At 68.4% G+C, this 11,320-nt stretch carries 6 protein-coding genes; all 6 read left to right on the forward strand.

Going from position 1 to position 11,320, the window contains the following annotated elements:
* Positions 1–306 precede the first annotated feature (306 nt).
* Entirely contained in the window at positions 307–3,342 is a 3,036-nt protein-coding gene (locus ACG04R_RS28150; protein WP_394418058.1) for a TonB-dependent receptor, read from the forward strand.
* A 78-nt stretch (positions 3,343–3,420) separates the two neighbouring features.
* The gene (locus tag ACG04R_RS28155; RefSeq protein ID WP_394418061.1) at positions 3,421–5,067 is read left to right on the forward strand and encodes a DUF5597 domain-containing protein; all 1,647 of its coding nucleotides are present in this window, start codon (positions 3,421–3,423) and stop codon (positions 5,065–5,067) included.
* A gap of 133 nt (positions 5,068–5,200) precedes the next feature.
* Complete coding sequence (locus ACG04R_RS28160) at positions 5,201–7,369, forward strand: beta propeller repeat protein (protein WP_394418064.1); 2,169 nt, start codon at positions 5,201–5,203, stop codon at positions 7,367–7,369.
* Between the two features lie 299 nt (positions 7,370–7,668).
* Positions 7,669–9,885 carry a glycoside hydrolase family 95 protein gene (locus ACG04R_RS28165; RefSeq protein ID WP_394418067.1) on the forward strand — a complete coding sequence of 739 codons (2,217 nt, stop codon included), beginning with the start codon at positions 7,669–7,671 and terminating at the stop codon, positions 9,883–9,885.
* Between the two features lies 1 nt (position 9,886).
* A complete protein-coding gene (locus ACG04R_RS28170) occupies positions 9,887–11,161 on the forward strand; it encodes a GDSL-type esterase/lipase family protein (RefSeq protein WP_394418070.1) in 1,275 nt (424 codons plus the stop codon).
* 22 nt (positions 11,162–11,183) lie between these two features.
* The coding region (locus ACG04R_RS28175) for a family 1 glycosylhydrolase (protein ID WP_394418073.1) at positions 11,184–11,320 on the forward strand (137 nt) is incomplete at its 3' end.

Genomic DNA, 11,320 nt, shown 5'->3' on the forward strand with positions numbered 1-11,320 from the left:
GGACATCCTGAACGGCAAGCGCTCGCTGGCCGACCTCGCCGACGGCGTGCTCGCCAAGAACACCGACACCGCCCCCGTCTCCGGCCGCCAGGAGGCGCTGGAGAACCTCGTCAACCGCTTCTGCAACTGACCGGCCCAGCCGGCTTTCCGTCAACACGCCCGGCCCGGCAACGCTGACATGAAGTCATCCCCCCGACGCCCCTGCCAGCGCCAGCCCTGCCCGGCGATGTTGATCCGTTTTCCCCGTCGAACCAGCAGTACCCCACCACACCATCCCTGCCCTAGAGGCCAACGAGAGGAGACATCGTGAGAACACACCAGAGAACCATCATTTCGCTAGCAGCCGCCCAGGCGGCCCTGCTGTGTAGCGGCCTGGCCATGGCCCAGACCGCGCCCGCGCCCGCCAATGGCGATGCCAAGGCACAGCAGCTGGAAACCGTCGTCGTCAGCGGCCGCCGCGCAGCACTGCAGTCGGCGCAGAAGATCAAGCAGAACTCTGACGAGATCGTCGACTCCATCGTCGCCGACGACATCGGCAAGCTGCCCGACCGCTCGGTCACCGAAGTGCTGCAGCGCGTCGTCGGCGTGACCATCGACCGCACGATGGCCAAGGGCGACCCCGAGCACTACTCGGTGGAAGGCTCGGGTGTGAACATCCGCGGCCTGTCCTATGTCCGCTCAGAGATGAACGGCCGCGACACCTTCTCGGCCAACGGCGGCCGCGCGCTGAACTTCGAGGACGTACCCCCCGAGTTGATGGCCGGCATCGACGTCTACAAGAACCCGTCAGCCGAGCAGATCGAAGGCGCCATCGGCGGCCTCGTGAACCTGCGCACCGCCCTGCCTTTCGACTACCCCGGCTTCAAGGGCTCGGTCACCGTGCAGGAGGGCTACACCAAGCTCAACGGCAAGAAGAAGCCGTCCGCCAGCGGCCTGCTGGTGAACAGCTGGAACACCGACCTCGGCAAGATCGGCCTGCTGGTGAACGCCGCGACCTCCAAGAGCGCGACACGCTCCGACTTCTTCCAGGTCGAACCTTATTACCCGCGCACCGACGCTGTCGCCGGCCAGGCCGCGGGCACTTACCTGTGGGTGCCCAAGGGTGCGCAATGGCGCACGCTGGAATTCGAGCGCAAGCGCGACGGCCTGTATGGCGCCGTGCAGTGGAAGAAGGACGACATCGACAGCTCGCTCACCTACTTCCGCTCCAAGTACCGCATGCAATGGGACGAGCAGGCCATCTTTGCCCAGACCGACCCTTACAAGATCCAGGTCACCAACGGCAAGTTCAATGACCAGGGCGCGCTGGTCTCCGGCACGCTCACCAACAACGACGGTTCGCTGCTGAACTTCAACGACGACACCCGCACCGCCACCCGCGACTCGACGACGGAAGACTTCGCCTGGCGTGTGAACTGGAAGGCTAACGACCGCTGGAGCTTCTCGTCCGACCTGCAGTACGTGAAGGCTTCCACGCGCAGCCTCGACTCCACCGTCGCGACCGGCATCGGCATGCAGAAGGAGGTCATCGATCTGAGCGGCAGCACGCCCAGCCTCACCTTCGACGCCGCCGACCGCGCCTTCCTGGCCGATCGCAAGAACTACTACTGGTCGTTCGCGATGGACCACCAGGACCGCAGCGAAGGCACGCAGAAGAGCTGGAAGGGTGACGCCCGCTTCCGCTTCGAACACCCGGTGCTGCAGGACCTGCGCTTCGGCGTCCGCCTGACCGACCGTCAGGCGCAGACCGCCACCACCGGCTACAACTGGCAGGCCATTTCCCAGAGCTGGACGGCCGGCGGCGAGGCCTTCCTGGACAAATACCCCGGTGGCACGACGCTGAACACCTTCTCAAACTTCTTCAACGGCACCGTGCCCGTGCCACCGTCGGTCGTGTTCCCAGATGTCTCGCTGGCCAAGGGCTTCCCCGGCTCGTACTCCGTGCTGCACAAGTACGGCCAGGACAACTGCGTGGCCAACCTGACCGCGGCCGGCACCACCGACCTGTCGGCCTGCAGCCAGTGGCCGTTTGCCTGGTCGCCCACGATGCTGAGCGACAACATCGCCGACGACATCCAGAAGGGCAACGGCAACCGCCAGTCCGAGAAGACGCAAGCCGCATTCGCGCAGTTGCGCTTCGGCTTCGACGACCTGGCGCTGCCTGTCGACGGCAACGTGGGCTTGCGCGTGGTTCGCACCCAGAACAACGCCCTGGGCTTCACCAGCTTCAAGGGCACCGACCAGGCCAAGCTGGGCCTGGGTGGCGTACCGGTGGCAAACATCCCGGCGTATGCGAAGCTGGACAGTTTCAAGAACACCTACACCGACGTGCTGCCCAGCCTGAACCTGAAGATGCAGGCCAGCCGCGAGTTGCAATTCCGCTTCGCGGCGGCCAAGGCGATCGCCCGGCCGGACTTCGACAAGCTACAGGCCTACACGCAGCTGAACCAGGACATCAGCGCCACGGCCACCACGGTCAGCAGCGTGTCCCAGAGCGGCACCGCCAGCGGCAACCCGATGCTCAAGCCGACGCGCTCGACGCAGCAGGACATCACGGCCGAGTGGTATTTCAGCCGCGCCGGCTCCATCACCGTCGCCGGGTTCCACAAGGATCTGAAGGACGTCATCATCAACCAGACGACCGGCTTCCAACTGCCCGACGTCAACGGCAAACCGCAGAACTTCTCGGTCACCAGCCCGGTCAACGGCGCCAAGGGCAACCTCACGGGCGTCGAGCTCGCGTTCCAGACCTACTTCGACAAGTTGCCCGGCTGGCTCTCCGGCTTCGGCGTTCAGGGCAACTACACCTACGTCGACAGCAAGACGAGCCTGTACAACCCCGTCAACTCGCCCTACTGCACCGGCACGGCCAACGTCGCGACCAACTTCGGCCTGAACCTGAACGGCTGCGACACCGATGGCCGCCAGTTCGGCAACCTGCCGTTGCAAGGGCTGTCCCGCAAGGCCTATAACCTGGCGGTCATGTATGACAAGGGCCCGCTGTCCGCGCGCCTGGCCTACAGCTGGCGCTCACGCTATCTGCAGGCCGTCAACGTGAACGGAACGCAGGGCACGGACGGTCTGGTGACTGACCCGAGCAGCCCGAACCTGGGCCAGAAGAATGTGGCCTGGGGCCTGCCGGTCTGGGCGGAAAGCTATGGCCAGCTCGATGCCGGCGTGTCGTACAAGCTGGTCAACGACCAGATGTCGATCGGCCTGGAGGCGCAGAACCTCAACTCCGCGCGCCAGCGCCAGCTGATGCAGCAGCACATCGGCTACATGACCCGCGGCCTGTTCTACACCGGCCCGCGCTACGTGGTCACCGCCAGCTACACGTTCTGATCCCCGGAACTTGCTAGCCTTGCCGGCGGCAGCACGACGCTGCCGCCGGCCCCTTCGTTGCCTACCGCCCTTCCTACGATGCGCAAGCTCCTGATCTCACTGCTCGCGTCCGCCGCCACGCTGGCCGCTTCCTCCGTGCTCGCCACCGAGGCGCCTCGCCTGGTGTCGAAGGAAGGCCGCCACGCGCTGCTCGTCGACGGCAAGCCCTTCCTCATCCTCGGCGCGCAAGCTCACAACTCCAGCAACTACCCCGGCGCGCTCAAGCCCGTCTGGGATGCGGCCAGGGACGTGAAGGCCAACACCGTGCTGATGCCGGTGGCGTGGGAGCAGATCGAGCCCGAGGAGGGGCGCTTCGATTTCAGCTTCGTCGACACGCTGGTGAAGCAAGCCTGCCAGCAGAAGAAGCATCTCGTCATCCTGTGGTTCGGCACCTGGAAGAACACCAGCGCCCAATACACACCCGAATGGGTCAAGCTCAACCCCAAGCGCTTCCCGTTCAACGTGGACCAGGAAGGCAAGTCCAACTACAGCCTCAGCCCCTTCGGTGCCGAGACGCTGAAAGCCGACAAGCGCGCCTTCGTCGCGCTGATGGGCCACCTGAAGCAGATCGACTCAACCGAGCGCACGGTGCTGATGGTGCAGGTCGAGAACGAGGTCGGCACCTACGGCCTGGTGCGCGACTTCGGCAAGGACGCGCAGGCTGCGTTCGAGCAACCCGTGCCCGCTGCCGTGCTGGCGCGCAAGAAGGCCGTGGTGCCCGGCGCGGCCAGCGGCAACTGGCGTGCCGTCTACGGCGACTACGCCGACGAGTACTTCCACGCCTGGGCCATCGCCCGCTACATCGGTGACATCGCCGCCGCCGGCCGTGCCGTCTACGACCTGCCGATGTACGTCAACAACGCGCTGCGCAACCCGCTGGAGCAGCCGCCCAAACCCTGGAACAAGGACTTCGCCAGCGGCGGCCCCACCTGGGACGTCATCGACATCTACAAGGCCGCGGCGCCCGCCATCGACATCGTCAGCCCGGACATCTATGCGCCTGAGTCCGACCAGGTGAACGCCAACCTGCGCCTGTTCGGCCGCCCTGACAACGCGCTGTGGATTCCCGAGATCGGCAGCAAGCCCGCCTACGGCCGCTACCTCTACGCGATGTTGGGCCGCGGTGCCATCGGCGTCTCGCCGTTCGGCATCGACTACTTCGACTACACCAACTACCCGCTAGGGACGACGGCCACGGACAAGACGCTCGTCGAGCCCTTCGAGCGCGTCTACCGCATGTTCGCGCCCATCCAGCGGCAGTGGGCGCAATGGGCCTTCGACGGCAAGACCCAGGGCGCCGCCGAGGGCGACGACCGCCAGCCGCAGCAACTGGACTTCTCCGGCTGGACGGCCAAGCTGGCCTACCGCCTCGGCCGCTTCGGCGAGCCGAGCTGGGGCGGAGAGTTTGCCAAGCCCACCGCCGGCACCGAAGAGCCCAATGGCGGCGTGGCCTTGGCGCAGATCGGCCCAGACGAGTTCATCGTCATCGGCCAGCGCGTGCGCGTGCGCCTCGAACCCGCGGCCGGCACCCACGGCATGATGCTGCGCGCCGAGCAGGGCCGCTTCGACGACAAGGGCCGCTGGATCATGGAACGCGTCTGGAACGGCGACCAGGTCGACTACGGCCTGAACCTGCCGGCCGAGCCCGTCATGCTCAAGGTCAAGATGGGCAGGCCCGCGCAATGACGCCCCTCGTCCAAGGAGTACCTTGGCCGGTCCCCCGCGGGGACGGCGATGCTCGCGGCATTGAGCCGCAAGCACATCGCCCAACGCGGGCCGGCTCGGGAGCGGCCCAGCGCTCGACCCGCAGGAGCTCATGATGCGACGCCGTGACCTTCTGCTGGCCACAGGCCTCGGCGCCCTGCCCGCCTGGGCTGCTGAAGCCGGCCCGGCTTACGACTGGCGCAGCCTGAGCTACGGCGCGGGCGGCTTCATCCCCGGCTTCGTGTTCCATCCGCGCGAGAAGGGGCTGCTGTACGCACGCACCGACATCGGCGGCGCCTACCGCTTCGACCCCGCCGCCAGACGCTGGCTGCCGCTGCTGGACCATCTCGCCAAGGCCGACGCCGACCTGATGGGCGTGCTCAGCCTCGCCGTGGACCCAAGCGACGCCAACCGCGTCTACGCCGCCTGCGGCCTCTACACCGGCCAGTGGGCGCGCAACGCCGCCCTCCTCGCGTCCAATGACCGCGGTGCCACGTGGCAGACCTGCGAGCTCGGCATCAAGCTTGCCGGCAACGGCGGCGGCCGCGGCACCGGTGAGCGCCTGCAGGTGGACCCGAACCGCCCCGAACGCCTGCTGCTGGGCACGACGCAGGACGGCCTGCTGCAAAGCACGGACCGCGGCCAGCATTTCAGTCGCTTGAGCGGCTTCCCCGCCAAGCACGTGTCGCTCGTGCTGTTCGATGCGAAGAGCAAGGCCATCTACGCCGGCAGCCACGACCAGCCAGGCCTGTTCGTCTCCAACGACGACGGTGCCAGCTTCAAGCGCGTCGCCGAGCTGCCGGCCCAGGTGCCACAGCGCGCCGTGATCGGGCCGGACAGCTCGCTCTACGTCAGCCTCGCCGGCGGCGATGCCAGCCAGCCCGTCAACCCCGGCAACGCCAGGACCGGCAGCGTCTGGCGCCGCACGCCGGACGGCCGGTGGCGCAACATCACGCCCGTCAAACCAGGCGGCGGCCAGACCTTCGGCTACTCCGGCCTCGACGTGGACGCGAAGCGGCCCGGCCGCATCGTCGTGTCCACCATCGAGCGCTGGGGCGATGGTGACGAGATCTACGTCTCCGACGACTTCGGTGCCAGCTGGTCGCCGCTGAGCCCACGCTCATCGTTCGACGCGAGCACACATCCGTGGCTGCAGATCTTCCAGGCCAAGACGCCGCACAAGCAGGGCCACTGGCTGGCCGACTTCAAGATCGACCCGCACGACGGCGAGCACGCCGTCTACGGCACCGGCTACGGCCTGTGGATGACGTCCAACCTCGGCGGATCACGAGTGAACTGGGCGTTCACCGTCGACAACCTCGAAGAGACCTCGGTCACCGGGCTGGAAAGCCCATCAGGCGGTGCCTCGCTGCTGGCCTCGATGGGCGATGTCTCCGGCGCGGCATGGGACGACCTCGCGCAAGGTCCGAAGAACGGCCTGTTCCTGCCGTCCGGCGAGACCAACCGCTCGGTGGCCTTTGCCGAACTGAACCCCGCCATCGTCGCGCGCACGTCCGACGCGGCGGCCAACGGTGGCTACTGGTCCAACGACGGCGGTGCCAGCTGGCGTGCGTTCGGCCCATCCTCGCGCAACACCAAGACACCCGAGGGCTGGACCGCGCCGATGGGGCAGGTGGCCGTATCGGCCAAAGGCGGCTTCTTCGTCTGGGCGCCCGAGAAGCAGGCAGCACTGTTCTCGCGCGATCACGGCAAGACCTGGGCTCAGAGCCAGGGCTGGCCCGCCGACCGCGATGTGACGCTGACGCCCGTGGCCGACCGCAGCGTCGAAGGCGTGTTCTACGTCTACGACCGCGGCGCCGGCCGCATCCTCGTCAGCATGGACGGCGGCGCGAGCTTCCAGCCCGGCGTCACCGGCCTGCCCAAGCTGGAGACCTGGCGCAGTGCCCAGCTCATCTGTGCGCCCGGCAAGCTGCGTGACCTGTGGCTGGCGCTGCCCGACGGACTGCTGCACCTGCCCGGCGTGGACAGCAAGCCGCAGGGCATGCGCGGCGTCGTCGAGCCCTGGCGCGTCGCCGTCGGGAAGGCGGCCGAGGGCGCGGCATACCACGCGATCTACGTGTGGGGACGCGTCCAGATGAACGGCGACGACGGCACCGAAGGCCTGTTCCGCTCCGTCGATGCCGGCGCGACCTGGCAGCGCATCAACGACGACCGCCATCGCTTCGGGCGGCTCAATGCGCTGACTGCGGACCCGCTGGAGTTCGGCGTCGTCTACCTCGCGCCCGAGGGCCGCGGCGTCATCATCGGCAAGCCCCGCGCATGAGAACCCCTCGCCCGGTCCTGCCCCGGCTGAACGCCGGCACGCCCAGTCGGTCTTGCAGACCGCACAGCGGGCAGAGCCGCTGCTCTTCGGTAGGCACGGCAAGTCCACAGGACTTGCCGTGTCCAGCCTCAGCCCCCGAGGGGACGGCGATGCTTGCGGCGTTGAGCCGCAAGCACATCGCCCGCGGGCCGGCTTGGGAGCGGCCCGGCGCTCGACCCGCGCCAAGGTCGCGATGGCTGCATTGCGGTCTCGCACTGCTTCTGACTGTTGCCACCCTGCCCCTGCAAGCTGCCGAGCTGGTGCTGCGCTATGCCGCGCCCGCGCCGGACACGCCGCAGGGTTGGGAGCAGCAGGCGCTGCCCATCGGCAACGGCCGGCTGGGCGCGATGCTGTTCGGCCAGGTCGCGCGCGACCGCCTGCAGTTCAACGACATCACGCTGTGGACCGGTGACACGAAGCAGATGGGCGCCTACCAGCCCTTCGGCGACGTCGTGCTGACGCTGGACGGCGCCGATGCGCCGGTGACCGGCTACCGCCGCGAGCTGGACATCGACCACGCATTGAACCGCCTCAGCTACACCCAGCAAGGTGTGCGCTTCACGCGCGAGGCACTCGCCAGCCACCCGGCGCAGGTCATCGCGTGGCGGCTGACCTCCGACCAGCCCGGCCGCTACACCGGCCGCGTCACGCTGACCGACCGCCACGGCGCCGCCATCGGCGTAACCAGTCAATCGCTGGCCGCCGTCGGCACGCTACCCAACGGCCTGGCCTACGCCAGCCAGCTGCGCGTGGTCAACGATGGCGGCACGGTGGCTGTCGACGGCAACACGCTGCGCTTCAGCGGCTGCAACTCGCTGACGCTCATCCTCGGCGCCGGCACCAGCTTCGCCGACGGCCAGCCGCCGCTGCCGCGCGTGCAGGCGCAGGTCGCCGCGGCCAAGCCGTGGCCGCAGCTGCGGGCCGACCACGAGCGTGACGTCCAGGCCCTGCTGGGCCGCGTGCAACTGAACCTCGGCACCACTCCGGCCGACCGCGTCGCGCTGACGACCGACGCACGCCTGGCCGCGTACACGCAGCACGGCGGCGACCCCGAGCTGGAAGCGCTGTACTTCCAGTACGGCCGCTACCTGCTCGTCAGCAGCTCGCGCGACTCGTTGCCCGCCAACCTGCAGGGACTGTGGAACGACGCGCTGCAGCCGCCGTGGAACAGCGACTACCACTCCAACATCAACCTGCAGATGAACTACTGGCCGGCCGAGGTGACCAACCTCGCCGAGGCCGCGCGGCCGCTGCACCGCTTCATCGAACGCCTCGTGCCCGAGTGGCGCAAGCCCGTCGCCGAGCGCGCGGCCCAGGCGCTGAAGGACCCGGCCTCGCTGCCGCCCGAAACGCCGCCCTGGGACAACTCGGTCCAGCCGCCGGTGGAGACGTTCCTCACCAAGCACGGCAAGCCTGTGCGCGGCTGGACGCTACGCACCGAGACCAACCCGTTCGGTGCCCAGGGCTATCTGTGGAACATGACCGGCAACGCCTGGTACGCCCGCCACTTCTGGGAGCACTACGCGTTCACACAGGACAAAACCTTCCTGCGCGAGCATGCCTGGCCGCTGCTGAAGGAAGTGGGCGAGTTCTGGGAAGACCGCCTCAAGGCGACCGCCGACGGCAAGCTCGTCGCGCCGAACGGCTGGTCGCCCGAGCACGGCCCCATCCAGGACGGCGTGGCCTACGACCAGCAGATCCTGTGGGACCTCTTCGACAACATGGCGCGGGCCGCAGCGGCGCTGGGTGACCAGGCCGCACAAGCGCACGCCGCGTCCATCCGCGACCGCCTCGCCGGCCCGCGCGTCGGCAGCTGGGGCCAGTTGCTGGAGTGGCCGGACGAGCTGACCGACCCGGTGCTGGACACGCCCCGCGACACACACCGCCACGTGTCCCACCTGTTCGCGCTGTTCCCCGGCCGGCAGATCTCGCCGGCGCGCACGCCAGCGCTCGCCGCGGCGGCCCGCAAGACGCTGGAGGCCCGCGGCGACGTCAGCACCGGCTGGTCCATGGCCTGGAAGATGGCCTACTGGGCGCGGCTGCGCGACGGCGACCACGCCCACAGCCTGCTGCGCGGCCTGCTGGCCCAGCCCGGCGCCAAGGCTGCGCGGCCCGGCGCCGAGGTCCACCAGGGCGGCACCTATCCCAACCTGTTCGACACGCATCCGCCGTTCCAGATCGACGGCAACTTCGGCGCCACCGCCGCCATCGCCGAAATGCTGGTGCAATCGCAGGACGGCGTCATCGACCTGTTGCCCGCCCTGCCCGCCGCCTGGCCTGACGGTTCCGTCAAGGGCCTGCGCGCACGCGGCGGCTTCGAGGTCGACATCGCCTGGGCCCACGGCCGCGTCACGAGCGCCGCCGTGCGCTCGGTCGCCGGCGACGGCGGCGGCCGTATTCGCGTGGGTGGCCGCGTCGTCGAGCTGACGCTCCAGCCCGGCCAGTCGCGCACGCTGCAAGCCAAGGACTTCCTCTGACATGAATCGCTTCGTACTCGCCCTCGCTGCCCTGCTGCCATTGACAGCGCAGTCAATGGACCTCGACACCGGCAAGCCGGCCAAGGGTTGGCAGATCGCCGTGACCGATTTCGAAGGTGAGGCCAAGCTCACCGGCGACAGCGTCACCGTGCCCAAGCCCGCCAACCCGCGCGTGCCCAACAGCCACGTCGCGGCTCGCCGCGGCAGCGACGGCGCGCTGACGCTGCAGTTCAGCAACACGTGGATCGCGCAGCTGCGCTGGCAGGACGGCACACCGCTGGACCTGAATCCCTACCTCGCCCACGGCACCGTCGAGTTCGACCTCAACGTCGTCGACCTCGCCCACGGCGGCATGAAGTTCAAGCTCGGCTGCGGCAAGGACTGTGAGCGGAAAGTGCCCTTCCTGTTCGCCGGCCGCGAGCTGGCCGGCAAGGGCAGGCAGCACCTGTCCTTCGCACTGACCTGCTTCTGGCGCGAGGGTGACGACTTCAGCGCCGTCAACGTGCCGTTCACGCTGGAAGGCACCGGCAGCGGCGAGCTGCAGATCAGCCATCTGCGCTTCAACAAGACCGGCAAGGCGACGACCGCCTGCCCGGACTACCGCACCCAGTCCGTCACGCCCGAACCGCTGCAGGAATCCTGGGCCGTGGAGTGGTGGCTGCCGCGCCACGAGCAGAAGCTCGCCGAGGTCAAGGCCCACCGCGAGGCTGGTCGGCGCGTCGACCTCGTCTTCATGGGCGACTCCATCACTCAGGGCTGGGAGAACGAAGGCAAGCAGGTCTGGGCCGAGCACTTCGCGAAGTACAACGCCGTGGCCCTGGGCTTCGGCGGCGACCGCACCGAGAACCTGCTGTGGCGCCTGCAGCACGGCGAGCTGGATGGCATGGCGCCGAAAGCCGTCGTCATGATGATCGGCACCAACAACACCGGCGAGCGGCTCGAAGACCCGGCGCTGACGGTGGCCGGCATCAGGAAGAACCTCGACGAGATCCGCCAGCGCCAGCCGCAGGCCAAGGTGCTGCTGCTGGCGCTGTTCCCGCGCGGCGAGAAGCCCGACGACCTGCTGCGCCGCCACAACGCCAGGATCAACGCGCTGCTGCCGGCGCTGGCCGACGGCAGGCAGGTCGTGTTCCTCGACATCGGCAAAGCACTCACGAATCCGGACGGCACGCTGTCCAAAGACATCCTGCCCGACTGGCTGCACCTCAGCCCGGCGGGCTACGACATCTGGGCCCGCAGCCTGGAACCCACGTTGACCTCCTGGCTGACTCCCTGACGGACAAGCCGCCGTACTCCCCATGACCTCCCTGACCTACGCCAGCCCCTTTCCCGCCGACTTCGTGTTCGGCGTCGCCGCCGCCTCTGCCCAGATCGAGGGCGCGGCCTTCACCGATGGCAAGGGCGAATCCATCTGGGATCGCTTCTGCCGCACGCC

Source organism: Pelomonas candidula (assembly GCF_043555985.1).
Classification (GTDB): Bacteria; Pseudomonadota; Gammaproteobacteria; order Burkholderiales; family Burkholderiaceae_C; genus Pelomonas; species Pelomonas candidula.